Origin of the sequence: Pseudomonas sp. R45(2017) (genome assembly GCF_002112305.1) — a bacterium.
GTDB lineage: Bacteria > Pseudomonadota > Gammaproteobacteria > Pseudomonadales > Pseudomonadaceae > Aquipseudomonas > Aquipseudomonas paraglycinae.
The window spans coordinates 140,591-158,270 of the sequence record NZ_NEHH01000011.1; the positions used below are offsets into that span (position 1 = coordinate 140,591).

The 17,680-nt window shown below is 57.5% G+C and carries 19 protein-coding genes; all 19 read right to left on the reverse strand.

Annotated elements, in window-relative coordinates:
• Positions 1-126: 126 nt before the first annotated feature.
• The 19 genes from glmU to rpmH all read right to left on the reverse strand — a co-directional run bounded on the left by glmU (position 127) and on the right by rpmH (position 17,592).
• The gene (gene glmU, locus CAF74_RS24035; protein ID WP_085748002.1) at positions 127-1,494 is read right to left on the reverse strand and encodes a bifunctional UDP-N-acetylglucosamine diphosphorylase/glucosamine-1-phosphate N-acetyltransferase GlmU; all 1,368 of its coding nucleotides are present in this window, start codon (positions 1,492-1,494) and stop codon (positions 127-129) included.
• 118 nt (positions 1,495-1,612) lie between these two features.
• A complete protein-coding gene (locus tag CAF74_RS24040; RefSeq protein WP_007954164.1) occupies positions 1,613-2,038 on the reverse strand; it encodes a F0F1 ATP synthase subunit epsilon in 426 nt (141 codons plus the stop codon).
• Between the two features lie 45 nt (positions 2,039-2,083).
• The gene (atpD, locus tag CAF74_RS24045; RefSeq protein ID WP_007954162.1) at positions 2,084-3,460 is read right to left on the reverse strand and encodes a F0F1 ATP synthase subunit beta; all 1,377 of its coding nucleotides are present in this window, start codon (positions 3,458-3,460) and stop codon (positions 2,084-2,086) included.
• Positions 3,461-3,487: 27 nt separating this feature from the next.
• On the reverse strand, positions 3,488-4,348 hold the full coding sequence (atpG, locus tag CAF74_RS24050; RefSeq protein WP_007954161.1) for a F0F1 ATP synthase subunit gamma: 861 nt from the start codon (positions 4,346-4,348) through the stop codon (positions 3,488-3,490).
• Positions 4,349-4,398: 50 nt separating this feature from the next.
• A complete protein-coding gene (gene atpA / locus CAF74_RS24055; protein ID WP_041073579.1) occupies positions 4,399-5,943 on the reverse strand; it encodes a F0F1 ATP synthase subunit alpha in 1,545 nt (514 codons plus the stop codon).
• A 21-nt stretch (positions 5,944-5,964) separates the two neighbouring features.
• On the reverse strand, positions 5,965-6,501 hold the full coding sequence (locus CAF74_RS24060) for a F0F1 ATP synthase subunit delta (RefSeq protein ID WP_011336717.1): 537 nt from the start codon (positions 6,499-6,501) through the stop codon (positions 5,965-5,967).
• Between the two features lie 12 nt (positions 6,502-6,513).
• Entirely contained in the window at positions 6,514-6,984 is a 471-nt protein-coding gene (locus CAF74_RS24065) for a F0F1 ATP synthase subunit B (protein WP_011336718.1), read from the reverse strand.
• 57 nt (positions 6,985-7,041) lie between these two features.
• Entirely contained in the window at positions 7,042-7,299 is a 258-nt protein-coding gene (gene atpE, locus CAF74_RS24070) for a F0F1 ATP synthase subunit C (RefSeq protein WP_003097235.1), read from the reverse strand.
• A gap of 134 nt (positions 7,300-7,433) precedes the next feature.
• Entirely contained in the window at positions 7,434-8,303 is an 870-nt protein-coding gene (gene atpB / locus CAF74_RS24075) for a F0F1 ATP synthase subunit A (protein ID WP_007954148.1), read from the reverse strand.
• Between the two features lie 16 nt (positions 8,304-8,319).
• The gene (locus CAF74_RS24080) at positions 8,320-8,727 is read right to left on the reverse strand and encodes a F0F1 ATP synthase subunit I (RefSeq protein WP_003229783.1); all 408 of its coding nucleotides are present in this window, start codon (positions 8,725-8,727) and stop codon (positions 8,320-8,322) included.
• 148 nt (positions 8,728-8,875) lie between these two features.
• The gene (locus CAF74_RS24085) at positions 8,876-9,748 is read right to left on the reverse strand and encodes a ParB/RepB/Spo0J family partition protein (RefSeq protein ID WP_064600630.1); all 873 of its coding nucleotides are present in this window, start codon (positions 9,746-9,748) and stop codon (positions 8,876-8,878) included.
• 9 nt (positions 9,749-9,757) lie between these two features.
• Positions 9,758-10,555 carry a ParA family protein gene (locus tag CAF74_RS24090; protein ID WP_085748003.1) on the reverse strand — a complete coding sequence of 266 codons (798 nt, stop codon included), beginning with the start codon at positions 10,553-10,555 and terminating at the stop codon, positions 9,758-9,760.
• A gap of 18 nt (positions 10,556-10,573) precedes the next feature.
• Positions 10,574-11,218 carry a 16S rRNA (guanine(527)-N(7))-methyltransferase RsmG gene (gene rsmG, locus CAF74_RS24095; RefSeq protein ID WP_007911906.1) on the reverse strand — a complete coding sequence of 215 codons (645 nt, stop codon included), beginning with the start codon at positions 11,216-11,218 and terminating at the stop codon, positions 10,574-10,576.
• The gene (gene mnmG / locus CAF74_RS24100) at positions 11,215-13,113 is read right to left on the reverse strand and encodes a tRNA uridine-5-carboxymethylaminomethyl(34) synthesis enzyme MnmG (RefSeq protein ID WP_007954140.1); all 1,899 of its coding nucleotides are present in this window, start codon (positions 13,111-13,113) and stop codon (positions 11,215-11,217) included. The genes rsmG and mnmG overlap by 4 nt, the downstream gene beginning before the upstream one ends.
• Positions 13,114-13,664: 551 nt before the next feature.
• Positions 13,665-15,035 carry a tRNA uridine-5-carboxymethylaminomethyl(34) synthesis GTPase MnmE gene (mnmE, locus tag CAF74_RS24110; protein ID WP_085748004.1) on the reverse strand — a complete coding sequence of 457 codons (1,371 nt, stop codon included), beginning with the start codon at positions 15,033-15,035 and terminating at the stop codon, positions 13,665-13,667.
• 81 nt (positions 15,036-15,116) lie between these two features.
• The gene (gene yidC, locus CAF74_RS24115) at positions 15,117-16,799 is read right to left on the reverse strand and encodes a membrane protein insertase YidC (RefSeq protein ID WP_085748005.1); all 1,683 of its coding nucleotides are present in this window, start codon (positions 16,797-16,799) and stop codon (positions 15,117-15,119) included.
• A 2-nt stretch (positions 16,800-16,801) separates the two neighbouring features.
• A complete protein-coding gene (gene yidD / locus CAF74_RS24120) occupies positions 16,802-17,047 on the reverse strand; it encodes a membrane protein insertion efficiency factor YidD (RefSeq protein WP_010465488.1) in 246 nt (81 codons plus the stop codon).
• Positions 17,040-17,441 carry a ribonuclease P protein component gene (gene rnpA, locus CAF74_RS24125; protein ID WP_011336726.1) on the reverse strand — a complete coding sequence of 134 codons (402 nt, stop codon included), beginning with the start codon at positions 17,439-17,441 and terminating at the stop codon, positions 17,040-17,042. Before rnpA ends, yidD begins: the two co-directional genes overlap by 8 nt.
• A 16-nt stretch (positions 17,442-17,457) precedes the next feature.
• Positions 17,458-17,592: a 50S ribosomal protein L34 gene (rpmH, locus tag CAF74_RS24130; protein ID WP_003213577.1), complete on the reverse strand. Its 135-nt coding sequence runs from the start codon at positions 17,590-17,592 to the stop codon at positions 17,458-17,460.
• Between the last annotated feature and the right edge of the window lie 88 nt (positions 17,593-17,680).

The following is a 17,680-nucleotide window of genomic DNA, read 5'->3' on the forward strand; positions in this document are numbered from 1 at the left end:
GATTAAGTTTCGATTCGAAAGATAACGGAAGCAATCAAAACCTATCAGCTGCAAATCGTCAAGACGTGCCCAATAAAAAAGACCGCCGGCGGCGGTCTTTTTCATACATCGAGCATTGTGGATAACTCAGCTCCTCTTGATCTTCTCAGGCCGCTTCCAGCCATCGATGTTCTTCTGCCGTGCCCGACCAACCGCCAACTGCGCGTTATCCACATTCTGGGTAATGGTCGAACCGGCCGCAGTGGTTGCACCGGCGGAGATATCCACAGGTGCGACCAGCGAGTTGTTGGAGCCGATGAACACATCTTCGCCCAACACGGTTTTCCACTTGTTGGCGCCATCGTAGTTGCAGGTGATGGTGCCGGCGCCGATATTGGTGCGCGCACCGATCTCGGCGTCACCAAGGTATGTCAGGTGTCCGGCCTTGGCGCCCTCGCCCAAGCGGGCATTTTTCAGTTCGACGAAGTTACCCACATGGGCGCGGGCCTCAAGCACAGTGCCCGGACGCAGACGGGCAAACGGGCCGGCATCGCTGCCTTCACCCAACACTGCGCCTTCAATATGACTGTTGGCCTTGATCACCACGCCTTTGCGCAGGGTGCTGTCCTTGATCACGCAGTTCGGGCCGATGACCACGTTGTCCTCAATGACGACCTTGCCTTCGAGAATCACGTTGATATCGATCAGCACGTCGCGACCGACGGTCACTTCACCACGTACATCAAACCGGGCCGGATCGCGAAGAGTGACACCCTGAGCCATCAGGCGACGACCGGCGCGCAACTGATAATGACGCTCCAGCTCGGAGAGCTGTTTGCGATCGTTGGCGCCCTGCACTTCCATCGGGTCGTGCGGTTGTTCGGTGGCGACAGTCAGGCCGTCGTTGACTGCCATCTCGATCACGTCGGTCAAGTAATACTCGCCCTGCGCGTTGTTGTTCGACAGGCGACTCATCCAGTCCGCCAGGCGGTTGGCCGGCACAGCCAGGATGCCGGTATTGCCTTCGGTGATCGCCCGTTGTGCTTCGCTGGCGTCTTTGTGCTCAACGATGGCGGCCACCTTGCCGTCGGCGTCGCGCACGATGCGGCCATAACCGGTGGGGTCGTCCAGTTCGACGGTGAGCAGACCCATTTGCCCCGGTACAACGTGCTTGAGCAGACGCTGCAAGGTCTCGACCTCGATCAACGGCACGTCACCGTAGAGAATCAGTACGGTATCGGCCGTAATGAACGGAACAGCCTGGGCCGTGGCGTGGCCGGTGCCCAGCTGCTTGTCCTGCAACACGAAGTTCAGGTCGTCTGCGGCCAGACGTTCGCGTACTACATCCGCACCATGGCCGATGACGACATGGATGCGCTGTGGATCAAGTTGACGGGCGCTGTGGATAACATGACCGAGCATGGAGTCGCCGGCAATCGGGTGCAGCACTTTTGGCAGCGCGGAACGCATGCGGGTGCCTTGACCGGCCGCGAGGATAACGATTTCAAGAGACATGACTGGCTACCAATCCTGGGTGGTCAGCAACTGCGACCGGGTTTCGGGAATTCTGAAAAGAAAAAAGGGTAGCCGAGGCTACCCTTTTTTATCAATCGCACAACAAGTGGCTGACGGATTAACCGCCAAACTTCTTGCGGATCTGCTGGACGGTGCGCAGCTGAGCTGCAGCCTCGGCCAGACGTGCGGATGCAGCTCCGTAGTCGAAATCTGCGCTCTTCTCATGCAGAGCAGCTTCGGCAGCCTTGAGAGCTGCTTGAGCCTGAGCTTCATCCAGGTCGGCGGCACGTTGCACGGTATCGGCAAGCACCTTGACCATGTTCGGCTGAACCTCGAGGAAACCACCGGAGATGTAGAACACCTCGGCTTCCCCGCCTTGCTTGATCAGGCGGATCGGACCTGGCTTCAGATTAGTGATCAGCGGCGCGTGGCCCAGAGCGATACCAAGATCACCCAGAGCACCGTGCGCAATCACCATCTCGACCAGGCCGGAAAAGATTTCTCCTTCCGCGCTGACGATGTCGCAATGGACTGTCATAGCCATCTGATTGCCTCAACCTAAATTAGCGCCCGTTGCCGGGCGCCTGGATTACAGTTTCTTGGCTTTCTCGATCGCTTCTTCGATGCCGCCGACCATGTAGAACGCTTGTTCTGGCAGGTGGTCGTAGTCACCGTTGAGGATGCCTTTGAAGCCAGCAATGGTGTCTTTCAGGGAAACGTATTTACCCGAAGCACCGGTGAAGACTTCAGCCACGAAGAACGGCTGCGACAAGAAGCGCTGGATCTTACGAGCACGGTTTACCAACTGCTTGTCGGCTTCCGACAGCTCGTCCATACCCAGGATCGCGATGATGTCCTTCAGCTCTTTGTAACGCTGCAGCACGTACTGAACACCACGAGCGGTCTCGTAGTGATCGTTGCCGATCACGTTCGGGTCCAGCTGACGCGAAGTCGAGTCCAGTGGGTCTACCGCCGGGTAGATACCCAGGGAAGCGATGTCACGGGACAGAACGACGGTGGCGTCCAGGTGAGCAAACGTGGTCGCTGGCGACGGGTCAGTCAAGTCGTCCGCTGGTACGTATACGGCCTGGATCGAAGTAATCGAACCTTGCTTGGTCGAAGTGATGCGCTCTTGCAGCACGCCCATCTCTTCTGCCAGGGTCGGCTGGTAACCTACTGCCGAAGGCATACGGCCCAGCAGTGCGGATACTTCGGTACCGGCCAGGGTGTAACGATAGATGTTGTCGACGAACAGCAGAACGTCGTTACCTTCGTCACGGAACTTCTCGGCCATGGTCAGACCGGTCAGCGCTACGCGCAGACGGTTTCCCGGTGGCTCGTTCATCTGACCGTAGACCAGGGCTACCTTGTCGAGAACGTTGGAGTCCTTCATCTCGTGGTAGAAGTCGTTACCCTCACGAGTACGCTCACCCACACCGGCGAACACGGAATAACCGCTGTGCTCGATGGCGATGTTACGGATCAGTTCCATCATGTTTACGGTCTTGCCTACACCGGCACCACCGAACAGACCGACTTTACCGCCCTTGGCGAACGGGCAAACCAGGTCGATAACCTTGATGCCTGTTTCCAGCAGCTCGTTGCCACCGGCCTGTTCAGCGAAGGAAGGAGCGGCGCGGTGGATACCCCAGCGCTCTTCTTCGCCGATCGGGCCAGCTTCGTCGATCGGGTTGCCCAGTACGTCCATGATCCGGCCCAGAGTCGCTTTACCGACCGGTACGGAGATGGCTGCGCCAGTGTTGTTGACGTCCAGACCGCGCTTCAAGCCTTCGGTGGAGCCCATCGCAATGGTACGAACCACGCCGTCGCCCAGCTGCTGCTGAACTTCCAGAGTGGTTTCGGCGCCTTGAACCTTCAAGGCGTCGTAGATGCTCGGTACGCTGTCGCGTGGAAATTCCACGTCGATAACGGCGCCGATGATTTGAACGATACGTCCGCTACTCATAGCTGGATCCTCTGAATATTTGAACCGTTAAACCGCGGCAGCGCCGCCGACGATTTCCGAGATCTCTTGGGTGATCGCAGCCTGACGCGCCTTGTTGTAGATCAGCTGCAAATCGCTGATCAAATCACCGGCGTTGTCGGTAGCGTTCTTCATCGCGATCATCCGCGCAGCCTGTTCAGCCGCGTTGTTCTCGACCACCGCCTGGTACACCTGCGACTCCACGTAACGCACCATCAAGCCGTCAAGCAGCTCTTTGGCGTCTGGTTCGTAGAGGTAGTCCCAGTGGTGCTTGAGTTCCTGATCCGGGGTCGCCACCAGTGGAATCAACTGCTCCACGGTAGGCTGTTGCGTCATGGTGTTGATGAACTTGTTGGATACCACGGACAGGCGGTCAATACGGCCGTCCAGGTAGGCATCCAGCATCACCTTGACGCTGCCGATCAGATCATTGATCGACGGCTCTTCACCCAGGTGGCTGATAGCTGCAACGACGTTACCGCCGAAGTTGCGGAAAAAGGCCGCACCCTTGCTACCAACGACACACAGATCGATCTCGACGCCGTTTTCGCGGTTTACCGCCATGTCCTTGACCAGGGCCTTGAACAGGTTGGTGTTCAAGCCGCCGCACAGACCACGGTCACTGCTCACGACGACATAACCGACGCGCTTTACTTCGCGATCGATCATGAACGGGTGGCGGTATTCCGGGTTGGCGTTGGCCAGATGCCCAATTACCTGGCGGATACGCTCCGCATAAGGACGGCTAGCAGCCATGCGCATTTGTGCCTTGCGCATTTTGCTGACCGCCACTTTTTCCATGGCGCTGGTAATTTTTTGCGTGCTTTTGATGCTCGCAATCTTACTGCGAATCTCTTTTGCGCCTGCCATGTAACACCTATCAGGTTAGCAAGCGGGAGCCTTGCGGCTCCCGCTGCGGCTTACCAGGTTTGGGTGGCCTTGAACTTCTCGATACCAGCCTTCAGGCCAGCGTCGATTTCGTCATTGAAGTCACCTTTAACGTTGATCTTCGCCATCAAGTCGGCGTGATCGCGGTTGAAGAAAGCAATCAGCGCTTGTTCGAAGCTGCCGATCTTGGCGATTTCAATGTCAGTCAGGAACCCACGCTCAGCGGCATACAGCGACAGCGCCATGTCAGCGATCGACATCGGTGCGTATTGCTTCTGCTTCATCAGCTCGGTAACGCGCTGACCATGCTCAAGTTGCTTGCGGGTCGCTTCGTCCAGGTCAGAAGCGAACTGGGCGAATGCCGCCAGTTCACGGTACTGAGCCAGAGCGGTACGGATACCACCGGACAGCTTCTTGATGATCTTGGTCTGAGCGGCACCACCCACACGGGATACCGAAACACCGGCGTTCACTGCAGGGCGGATGCCCGAGTTGAACATGGCCGATTCCAGGAAGATCTGACCGTCGGTGATGGAAATCACGTTGGTCGGAACGAACGCGGAAACGTCGCCAGCCTGGGTTTCGATGATCGGCAGTGCGGTCAGGGAACCGGTTTTGCCGGTCACTGCGCCGTTGGTGAACTTCTCTACGTACTCTTCCGAAACGCGGGATGCGCGCTCCAGCAGACGGGAGTGGAGATAGAACACGTCGCCTGGGTAAGCTTCACGGCCTGGTGGACGGCGCAGCAGCAGGGAAATCTGGCGGTAAGCCACTGCTTGCTTGGACAGATCGTCATAAACGATCAGCGCGTCTTCACCGCGGTCGCGGAAGAATTCACCCATGGTGCAACCGGAGTACGGAGCCAGGAATTGCAGTGCTGCAGATTCCGAAGCGCTCGCTGCAACGATGATGGTGTTAGCCAGTGCACCGTTTTCTTCCAGCTTGCGAACCACGTTGGCGATGGTCGATTGCTTCTGACCGATTGCCACGTAGACGCAGAAAATGCCGCTGTCTTTCTGGTTGATGATCGCGTCAATCGCCAGAGCGGTTTTACCGATCTGACGGTCACCGATGATCAGCTCACGCTGGCCACGGCCGACAGGGATCATGGCATCGACAGCCTTGTAGCCAGTCTGTACAGGCTGGTCTACCGACTTACGCCAGATCACGCCCGGAGCAACTTTCTCGACCGCGTCGGTCTCGGTGTTGCCCAGTGGACCTTTGCCGTCAACAGGGTTACCCAGTGCGTCGACAACGCGACCCAGCAGTTCCTTACCAACCGGAACTTCGAGGATGCGGCCGGTGCACTTGGCGCTCATGCCTTCAGCCAGACTGGTGTATGCGCCCAGTACAACGGCACCTACGGAGTCTTGCTCCAGGTTGAGGGCCATACCGTAGACGCCGCCCGGAAACTCGATCATCTCGCCGTACATGACGTCGGCCAGACCGTGAATCCGCACGATACCGTCAGATACGCTGACGACAGTGCCTTCGTTACGGGCTTGGGAGGTCACATCGAGCTTTTCGATGCGGCCCTTGATAATTTCACTTATTTCGGAAGGATTGAGTTGCTGCATTGCTCTGCTGCCCCTTCAAACTCAAGATTTCAATGCTTCGGCAAGTTTCGCGATTTTGCCGCGAATCGAGCCATCGATAACCAGGTCGCCGGCGCGGATGACCACCCCCCCGATAAGGGAGCTGTCTTCCTCGACTTGCAGGCGCACTTCCCGGTTGAGTCGTGCACTGAGAACCTTGGCGAGTTTGTCTTGCTGTTCTTGGTTCAATGCAAAAGCACTGGTCACTTCAACGTCTACCGATTTCTCTTGCTCGGCCTTGTACAGGTCAAACAGAGCGGCGATCTCCGGCAGAAGCGGGAGACGGTCGTTTTCGGCAACGACATTGATGAAGTTCTGTGCCTTGGCATCAAACTTGTCGCCGCACACGTCAATGAACGTGGCGGCCTTTTCTGCGCTCGTCAGTCGCGGGGCCTTGAGCACGCGCTGCATGGTGTCGTCTTGCGACACCGCTGCTGCCAGGCCGAGCATGGCTGACCAATTGGCCAGTTGCTGGTGGGCCTGAGCGTGCTCGAAGGCCGCCTTAGCGTAAGGTCGGGCCAACGTGGTCAGTTCTGCCATGATCGCCCTCGCTTAGATTTCAGCAGCCAGTTGGTTAACCAGCTCTGCGTGCGCGTTTTGATCGATTGTGGCACCCAGGATCTTCTCGGCGCCGCCGACAGCCAGCAAGCCCACTTGGGCGCGCAGCTTGTCTTTGACGCTGTTCAGTTCCTGTTCGATCTCGGCTTGAGCCTGAACCTTCACACGGTCAGCGTCGATGCGGGCCTTTTCAACGGCCTCTTCGACAATCTGGTTACCGCGTTTCTTGGCTTGCTCGATGATTTCAGCTGCCTGAGCTTTCGCTTCGCGCAGTTGCTGACCCGCTTTTTCTTGGGCCAACTCCAGGTCGCGAGCTGCACGGCTGGCAGCGTCCAGACCATCAGCGATCTTCTTTTGACGTTCGTGCAGAGCTGCGATGACCGGAGGCCATACGAACTTCATGCAGAACAGTACAAAAATCAGGAACGCAACGGACTGGCCAATCAGGGTCGCATTAATGTTCACGCCAACACCTCGCAGTTACGTTGTCCATCACACCAAATCACTCGGAGATCCGAATGATTAGCCAGCGATCTGACCAACGAACGGGTTCGCAAAGGTGAAGAACAGAGCGATACCAACACCGATCATGGTTACGGCGTCGAGCAGACCGGCAACGATGAACATTTTAACTTGCAGCATTGGAACCATTTCTGGCTGACGCGCTGCGCCTTCCAGGAACTTGCCGCCCAGCAGGCCGAAACCAATTGCGGTACCCAGTGCGCCCAGGCCGATCAACAGTGCAACAGCGATAGCGGTTAGACCAACTACAGTTTCCATCTTTCCTCCCGACTTTTACGTCGTATGGTTTAGGTTTTTTAGATTAAAGCGTTAAAACAAATCGTTTCATGGTGCCCCGTGAGGAGCCCCTTCCCGTTTGACCGGGAAGGACATCAGACTAGTCGAGACTGGTCTTAATGGTTTTCTTCGTGCGCCATCGACAGGTAGACGATGGTCAGCATCATGAAGATGAACGCCTGCAGGGTGATGATCAGGATGTGGAACACAGCCCACGCCCACTGCAGGACAACACCCAGGCCGCTCAGCCAGAGCAGGCCGCTGCCGAACATCACAGCGATCAGGATGAACACCAGCTCGCCGGCATACATGTTGCCGAACAGACGCAGAGCCAGAGAGATCGGTTTGGCGATCAGGGTCACGAATTCCAGCAGGAAGTTCACCGGGATCAGCAGGGCCTGAACGAAGATGTTCTTGCTGCCGAACGGGTGCAGGGTCAGCTCGCCGATGAAGCCGCCGAGGCCCTTGACCTTGATGCTATAGAAAATGATCAGTGCGAAAACCGAGAACGCCATGCCCAGGGTCGCGTTCGGGTCGGTGGTCGACACGGCGCGGAACGGGATGTGGTGGTCGCCGGAGATCAGGATGGCCAGCTGAGGAATCCAGTCGACCGGTACCAGGTCGACGGCGTTCATCAGGAACACCCAGACGAAGATGGTCAGTGCCAGCGGTGCGATCACCGGGCTACGGCCATGGAAGCTGTCTTTCACGCTGCCATCGACGAATTCGACCAGGACTTCAACGAAGTTCTGCAATGCACCCGGCTGACCGGAAGTCGCCTTCTTGGCCGCCATGCGGAAAAGAAGAACGAAGATCAGACCCAGCGCGACCGACCAGCCGAGGGTATCGACGTGGAAAGCCCAGAAGCCCATTTCCTTGGCCTCTGCTGCGGTGTGGGCAAAGCCCCAGCCGCCGTTGGGTAGCTGCCCGAAGGTCAGGTTCTGCAAGTGGTGCTGGATATAGCCCGAAGCGGTTGTTTCTGCCATGGTTGCCTCAAACGCCCTAAGGTCTCGAAAGTCTTGTTCTCATCAGCAGGGGAGCGAACCAGCTGACCGACTGAGTCAGCACGAAGGCGCCGAATACAGCGATCGGCGCCAGTGGCTTCACACCTGCAAACACCAGTGCAAACAGCACTGCCGTCAAAATCAGTTTGCCTGCCTCGCCGGCATAGAAAGACCGGACGATGGACTGGGCTGCTCGGGCGCCGGAAAACCGAAATGCCTTGTGAGCGAAATAAACATTGGGCAGCAAGGCTATCAGGCCTCCGCAAAGTCCCGAGTATCCGGCAACGACTCCGTGCCATTGCCAGAGCGCCAAAGCAGCAATGAGCAAAATGACAAATTGAGCCATCAACACCGGAAAAACCGCCAGGCGATGGAACGGCAGGCGGTTTGGCTTGCGGGTTTCCATCACTATTGCTCTCCAATGGTCGGCTGCCGAAATTCAATAACTTGGCATAATTTGTGCCGACAAAATGCGCGCAGAGTATAGGGGCGGTTCTGCCCCTATTCAACTGTCAGGTAGTGATTTCCGACTGCGCGCTACAAGAGGAATTGTTTCAGCGGATGTGTGCAAGCACACCTTGAAGCTCGTCGAGGGAGTTGTAACCGATCACCAACTGACCCTTTCCCTTCTTGCCGTGGCGAATCTGCACCGCAGAGCCTAGGCGCTCGGCCAGACGTTGCTCGAGCCGGGCGATATCCGGGTCGGGTTTGGACGGTTCGACCGGCTCCGGTTTGCCACTCAACCACTGACGAACCAGTGCCTCGGTTTGGCGCACGGTGAGACCGCGTGCGACAACATGTCGCGCCCCTTCCACCTGCTGATTGTCCGGCAGACCGAGCAATGCACGGGCATGACCCATTTCCAGGTCGCCGTGGGACAACATGGTCTTGATGACTTCCGGCAGCGCAATCAGGCGCAACAGGTTGGCCACAGTGACGCGGGACTTACCCACAGCCTCGGCGACCTGTTGCTGGGTGAGCTGGAATTCCTGCTGCAAGCGCTGCAGGGCCACCGCTTCTTCAATCGGGTTCAGGTCTTCGCGCTGGATGTTCTCGATCAGCGCAATGGCGATCGCCGTTTCATCCGGCACGTCGCGGACCATCGCAGGAATGGTTTCCTGGCCGGCCTGCTGACTGGCGCGCCAGCGACGTTCGCCGGCGATGATTTCAAAACGACCACCGCCAATCGGGCGAACCACGATCGGCTGCATCACGCCCTGGGCCTTGATCGACTGCGCCAGCTCTTCCAGCGCCTGTGGATCCATGTCCCGACGTGGCTGATACTTGCCGCGCTGCAGCAGGTCCAGTGGCAGGTGCTGCAACTCACGGCTGTCAGCCTGCGCCGCTTGTTCTTCCAGCGAGCTGACAGTCGGACCGCTCAGCAGTGCATCCAGTCCTCGTCCGAGACCTCGTTTCTTGACGGCCATGGGGATTCCTTAAGTTGGCTGGGCAGCGGCGATGCGTGAATTTTTGCGCTGACGGCGAACCATCTCGCCCGCCAGGGCCAGATAGGCCAGCGCGCCACGCGATTGCTTGTCGTAGGCCAGCGCTGGCATGCCGTAGCTCGGGGCTTCAGCCAGTCGGATGTTGCGCGGGATCACCGTGTCGTACAGCTGATCACCGAAGTGTTCCTTGAGCTGGGCCGATACATCGTTCATCAGGCTCAGGCGCGGGTCATACATGGTCCGCAGCAGGCCTTCGACTTTCAGGTTCGGGTTCAGCAGTTCGGCGATGCGCTTGATGTTATCCACAAGGTCGCTCAAACCTTCGAGCGCAAAGTACTCGCACTGCATGGGGATAATCACCCCGTCAGCAGCGACCAGTGCGTTCAGTGTGAGCATCGACAGCGACGGCGGGCAGTCGATCAGAATGTAATCGTAGTTTTCACGGATCGGCGCCAGCGCACTGCGCAGACGGCTTTCCTTCATCTGCATTTCCAGCAGCACCACTTCGGCCGCCGTCAGGTCGCGGTTGGCCGGCAGCAGTTGATAACCGCCGTGTTCGGAGTAGTGCATGGCCTGGGCCAGATCGCATTCGTTGATCAGCAGGTCGTAGACCGAGTTTTCCAGGCCATGTTTATCCACACCGCTACCCATGGTGGCGTTGCCCTGTGGATCGAGATCGATCAACAGCACCCGGCGCTTGGTCGCGACCAGGGATGCTGCGAGGTTGATGCAGGTGGTGGTCTTGCCCACACCACCCTTCTGGTTCGCTATCGCGAATACCTTAGCCATTCTTGCTTGTGTTCCCAATCATGCCGTGCGGCGCAGTATCAGCAGATGGCGTTGGCCTTGGCAACCGGGTACGGCCAGGGCGTGTTCGCTATCGAGTTTGAAGTCTGCCGGCAATGCTACCAGCTCATCGGCCGGATGGACGCCCTTCATTGCCAACCAGCGCGTATCGGCGTCGCCGAGGTGGCGAGTCCAGTTGGTGAAGTTCTCCATGCTGCTGAAGGCCCGGGAAATGATCCCGTTGAACGGCTGTGCAGGCTGGAATGCTTCGACGCGACTGTGGATAACTTGGAGGTTATCCAGTTTGAGTTCGAGTTTGACCTGGGTCAGGAAGCGGGTTTTCTTACCGTTGCTGTCCAGGCAAGTCACTTGCGAGTCCGGATACAGGATCGCCAAAGGGATCCCCGGCATGCCGCCGCCGCTGCCGACATCCAGCCAGCGGCCGTTTTCGATGAACGACATCACGCTGAGGCTATCGAGCAAGTGACGGGAAACCATTTCGTCCGGATCGCGGACCGCGGTCAGGTTGTAGGCCTGGTTCCATTTGATCAACAGGGCCAGATAACCCAGCAACAATTCGTGCTGGGTTTCAGTGAGATTGACACCGAGCTCGCGGGCTCCTGTGGATAACTCTTCGGCGTGTTGCGAAGTGACCTTAGAACTCAAGCGCTTTGCTCCAACTGACGGCCCGCGCCGCGTTTTTTCAAATGGATCATCAACAGCGAAATCGCTGCCGGGGTCACACCCGGGATCCGCGAAGCCTGGCCCAGCGTCTCGGGACGAGTCGCGCCAAGCTTGCTCTGGATCTCCTTGGAGAGACCGGAAATGTTGGTGTAATCGATATCCACAGGCAGTTTCGTGTCTTCGCTTGCACGCAGACGGGCGATTTCGTCCTGTTGACGGTCGATGTAACCGGCGTATTTGGTCTTGATCTCGACCTGTTCGGCGACCTGTGGATCTTCCGCGCCCTGCCCGGTCACTTCGACCAGACCAGCGTAGTCGATTTCCGGACGGCTCAAGAGATTGAGCAGGTTGTATTCGTGAGTCAGCGGCGTACCGAATTTCTCGGCAATCGCATCGCCCTGCGGAGTGCCCGGGCGAACCCAGGTGCTTTTCAGGCGCTGCTCTTCGAGTTCGATGCTCTCGCGTTTTTTGCAGAACGCTGCCCAGCGCGCGTCATCGACCAGGCCCAGTTCGCGACCTTTTTCGGTCAGACGCAGGTCGGCGTTGTCCTCACGCAGGATCAGGCGGTACTCGGCACGGGAAGTGAACATGCGGTACGGCTCTTGGGTACCTAGGGTGATCAGGTCGTCGACCAGTACCCCGATGTACGCCTCATCACGACGCGGGCACCAGGCTTCTTTGCCTTTCGCACGCAATGCGGCGTTCGCGCCGGCGAGCAAACCCTGGGCGCCGGCTTCTTCGTAACCGGTGGTGCCGTTGATCTGACCAGCGAAGAACAGACCGCCGATGACTTTGGTCTCCAGGCTGTACTTCAGGTCGCGCGGATCGAAGTAGTCGTACTCGATCGCATAACCCGGACGCACGATGTGCGCGTTTTCCATGCCGCGGATCGATTGCACGATCTGCAACTGCACGTCGAACGGCAGGCTTGTGGATATCCCGTTCGGATACAGCTCGTGGGTGGTCAGGCCTTCCGGCTCGATGAACACCTGATGGCTTTCCTTGTCGGCAAAGCGGTGGATCTTGTCTTCGATCGACGGGCAATAACGCGGGCCAATGCCTTCAATTTCGCCGGCAGCGGAATACATCGGCGAACGATCAAGGTTTGCGGCAATGATTTCGTGGGTGCGGGCGTTGGTGTGGGTGATCCAGCAACTGACTTGCCGTGGATGTTGTTCCTTGTTGCCCATGAACGACATCACCGGGATCGGCGTATCGCCTGGCTGCTCAGTCATCACCGAGAAATCCACCGACTTGCCGTCGATACGCGGTGGCGTACCGGTTTTCAGGCGACCGACACGCAGCGGCAATTCACGCAGACGATGCGCCAGGGCGATCGATGGTGGATCACCGGCGCGACCACCGGAAAAATTCTGCAAGCCGATGTGGATAAGTCCGCCCAAGAACGTACCGGTGGTCAACACCACGGAATCGGCGAAGAAACGCAGACCCATTTGCGTGACGACACCGCGTACTTGTTCCTGCTCAACGATCAGGTCGTCAGCGGCTTGTTGAAATATCCACAGGTTCGGCTGGTTTTCCAGAATTTCGCGGACAGCGGCCTTGTACAAAATCCGGTCGGCTTGCGCACGGGTTGCACGTACGGCCGGGCCTTTGCGGCTGTTCAACACGCGAAACTGGATACCGCCCAGATCGGTGGCCATGGCCATCGCGCCGCCGAGGGCGTCGATTTCCTTGACCAGATGGCTTTTGCCAATGCCGCCGATGGCCGGGTTGCAACTCATGGCACCGAGGGTTTCCACGTTGTGCGTCAGCAGAAGGGTTTTTGCACCCATGCGTGCTGAGGCCAGTGCTGCCTCGGTACCGGCATGACCGCCGCCGATGACGATCACTTCAAAACGGGAAGGGAAATCCACCACGCACCTCGTGCCTGCTTAAGTAGGTAATTCAGGAATAGTTTGAGATCAGGTTTCTGGACCTGGTCGGCAAGTATAGGGACTTCGCCCTTCCTAAAGAACCCTTTGCACAAAATTTAACCAGCTGTGGAGAACTCGCGGTTAAAAGAATAAAAAAGAGAGAAATTTATAAAACCTTTGTTTTAAAGCTTATTCTTACTGCCCATGTTTTCTGTGGATAGATTTCTGCAGGCCTTTATTTTCAATGTGTACAGAGATTCAAAACCCTGTGGCCATGTCGCCATGAGGCCCTTGGATAACCGGTGTAAGCCTGTGGATGAATGAGGTGGTTATCCACAGCGGCAGTTATGTTCAGTTTTCAGGCCCTGTTATCAACTGCCCTCAGCGGCAGTTATTCACAGGGATTAATCCACAGAAATCGGATGAATGAAGGAATCGCGGGCACGGAACATCCGCTCAGGAACAGAAATGTGTCCGGCACTGGAGGAAGGAAAAACGAGGAAGGAGGACAGACAGGTCGCGAACGGACCTGTCTGTGGACAACGGGAGGTTTATTTACCGATGCAGAAGCTGGAAAAGATCCGTCCCAGCAGATCATCGGAGCTGAAGGCGCCGGTGATTTCCCCGAGAGACTGCTGGGCCTGACGCAGGTCTTCGGCCAACAGCTCACCAGCACCCGCCAAGGTCAGTTGGGCACGTCCATGTTCCAGGGCATCACTGGCATGACGCAGGGCTTCGAGGTGCCGGCGGCGTGCGCTGAAGCTGCTTTCCGATGTTTGTTCGTAGCCCATGCAGGCTTTGAGGTGATCACGTAGCAGGTCCAGACCTTCACCGGCAGACTTGGCGCTCAGGCTGATCGTCACGTGGCCATCGTCACTGACTTCCAGGGCAATGGGTTCACCGGTGAGATCAGCCTTGTTACGAATCAGGGTGACCTTCGCCGGATCTGGCCGGGTTTCAAGGAATTCCGGCCACAAGGCGAACGGATCGGCGGCCTCTGGCGCAGTGGCATCGACGACCAGCAGCACTCGGTCAGCTTCGCCTATGGCTTTCAACGCTCGTTCAACGCCGATCTTTTCCACATGGTCATCGGTATCACGCAGACCAGCGGTATCCACAACATGCAGCGGCATGCCATCGATGTGGATATGTTCACGCAGGATATCCCGAGTGGTGCCGGCGATTTCGGTCACGATCGCGGCTTCACGACCGGCCAGTGCGTTCAGCAGGCTGGATTTGCCGGCATTCGGACGACCGGCAATCACCACGGTCATGCCGTCACGCAGTAACGCACCCTGCCCGGCTTCGCGCAATACGGTGGATAACTCGTTACGAACCTTGTCGAGCATGCTCAGCACATGGCCGTCGGCGAGGAAGTCGATTTCTTCTTCCGGGAAGTCGATCGCCGCTTCAACATAGATCCGCAGGCCGATCAGCTGTTCGGTGAGATTATGCACACGTTGGGAGAAGGCCCCTTTCAAGGAGCGCAAGGCATTGCGCGCGGCCTGTGCAGAACTGGCTTCGATCAGATCGGCGATGGCCTCGGCCTGAGCAAGATCGAGTTTGTCATTGAGGAACGCTCTTTCGCTGAACTCACCGGGACGAGCCAGACGGCAGCCCAGTTCCAGACAACGCTTTAGCAACATGTCGAGGACGATCGGGCCACCGTGGCCCTGCAGTTCCAATACGTCTTCGCCGGTGAACGAGTTCGGCCCGGGGAAATACAGCGCCAGACCTTCATCCAGCACCTGTTGATCGTCACTGAAGAACGGGCCGTAGTGGGCAAACCGTGGTTTCAGCTCGCGGCCGCTGATGGCTTTGGCCGCAACGCTGGCCAGCGGCCCGGAAATTCGAACGATGCCCACGCCGCCACGGCCCTGGGCAGTAGCGACGGCTGCGATGGTTTCACGAGGTGCGCTCATAAACCGGTATCCAGACAAAAATGGCAGATAGCAAAACGCCCCACTAGGGGGCGTTTTGAGTGGTGTTATCCACAGAGTAAGTTACGCCTCGGCTTTTTTCGTCGCCGCTTCGATCTTACGCGTGATGTACCACTGTTGGGCAATCGACAGGCAGTTGTTCACAACCCAGTACAGCACCAGACCCGCCGGGAACCACAGGAAGAAGAAGGTGAAGATGATTGGCATCATTTTCATCACCTTGGCCTGCATCGGATCCGGAGGTGTAGGGTTCAGACGCTGCTGGATGAACATGGTCGCACCCATGATGATCGGCAGGATGAAGAACGGATCCTTGATCGACAGGTCGGTAATCCACAGCATGAACGGCGCCTGGCGCATTTCCACGCTTTCCAGCAGAACCCAGTACAGGGAAAGGAAAACCGGCATCTGCACCAGGATCGGCAAGCAGCCGCCCAGCGGATTGATCTTCTCTTTCTTGTACAGCTCCATCATGGCTTGCGACATTTTCTGCCGGTCATCGCCATGTTGCTCTTTCAGTGCAGCCAGTTTCGGAGCCACGGCGCGCATGCGGGCCATCGACTTGTAGCTGGCGGCCGACAGAGGGAAGAAGATCCCTTTGATCAGCATGGTCAGGAAGATGATCGACCAGCCCCAGTTGCCGACGATGCTGTGGATATGTTGCAGCAGCCAGAAGATTGGCTGGGCAATGAACCACAGAATGCCGTAGTCGACAGTCAGTTCCAGACCTGGGGACAACTCTTTCAGCACAGCCTGGCTTTTCGGACCGGCGTACAGAACAGCGCTGGTTTCGACTTTCGCACCCGGTGCAGCGGTCAGCGAAGGACCGGTGTAACCGATGATGTAGTTGCCTTTGCTGTCTTTACGGGTCTGGACGATGTTGTTTTCGCCCTTCGGAGCAACCCATGCAGTCACGAAGTAGTGTTGCAGCCAGGCTACCCAACCACCGGTGACAGTTTCCTTGAGCTGAGCTTTGTCCATGTCCTTCATGGACACTTTCTTGTACGGCTCGGAACTTGTCCACAGGGCGGCGCCCAGGTAAGTCGCGGTACCGGTAGCAGTGGTCGACGAAGGATCAGCGCTGGCATCGCGTTTCAGCTGAGCAAACATCGAACCGGACCAAGGCTGAGCGCTCTGGTTGTCGATCAGATAGGTCACGGTCACGTCATACAGGCCACGTTTCAAGGTGAAACGCTTGATGTAATTGACGCCGTCCTTGCTGAACTTCAGGTCGACGACCAGTTGGTCCTGACCGTCAGCCAGTTGATAAGTCTTCTTCTCCGAGGAGTAGACCGGACGACCGGCCGGGTTTGCATCCGGACCGTTGGTGCCAATCAGACCGCTCTGTGCCAGATAAGTACGTTCGCCACCGTTGTCGAACAGCTGGAACGGAACGTCCGGACGATCCTGACGACGTGGATACAGCGGCAAGGTCAGCTGGGCAACATCGCCACCTTGTGGATCGATCGCGAGATCGAGCACATCGGTTTTGATCTGGATCAGATCCTTGCTGACGGCGACCGGCGTTTCGGCAGGTGCGCTGGTATCGCTTGCGGCGCGCGGAATATCGTCACTGGCAGCAGCATTATTGCCAGTGGCGGTGTCCGGCAAACCGGATGTAGTCGTACTGGAAGCAACATTCTGAGTCGGCAGGGCAGCCTGGCCATAGTCCTGGTTCCATTTAAGGACCATGACGTAGGACACGATTGCCAGGGCGACGATCAGGATCGTGCGTTTGATATCCATGATTACTCGGCCATCGAAGAAGAACGGGAGGTAGGGATAGGTGGAACCGGGTCATAACCACCGGGATTCCACGGATGACAGCGACCTAAACGACGAAAGGTCAGCCAGCCACCGCGCAGAAGGCCATGATTTTCGATGGCTTCATACGCGTAGCAAGAACAACTGGGGTAGAAACGACAGTGACTGGCCATCAGGGGACTAATGGCGTAGCGATAAAACTGGATCGGAACGAGCGCCAGTTTACGCATCTGGACTGTCTACCCCTACAGTTTCGGTTTTGACTGCTGGTACCGGCTTGTTGCGTGCCAGACGTTTCCAGAGTTTGCCGAAATGCTGAATCAATTCGGGGTTTTCTACGTCACCCAAACCTTTGCGCGCGACGATAACGATGTCCCAGCCGACCAGTGAATCCTGGTGCAGGCGAAACGATTCGCGCATAAGACGTTTGAGGCGATTGCGCTCGACGGAGAGCTTGACGCTCTTTTTCCCGATAACCAGCCCGAGACGGGGGTGATCGAGATCGTTGTTGCGCGCAAGGAGCAGGAGATTTTTCCCCGGAACCTTGCCGGTAGGGGAGTCAAAGACTGCCTTGAAATGCCGGGGAGTAAGCAGACGCTTTTCCCGACTGAAGTCCTGACTCACCTCCAGTGCCGGATTATCAAACTGCCAGACGTGCGCGGCCTTTGGCGCGACGACGCGACAGTACGGCACGACCGTTCTTGGTAGCCATGCGAGCACGGAAACCGTGGGTACGAGCGCGTTTGATAGTGCTTGGTTGGAAAGTACGTTTCATGTCGTGTTACCTGGTTCGTCCACAACGGGCCGGAATGGCCCCCGTTTTAAGAGACCGGGGATTCTAGAGAAAGCAAGCCAATAGGTCA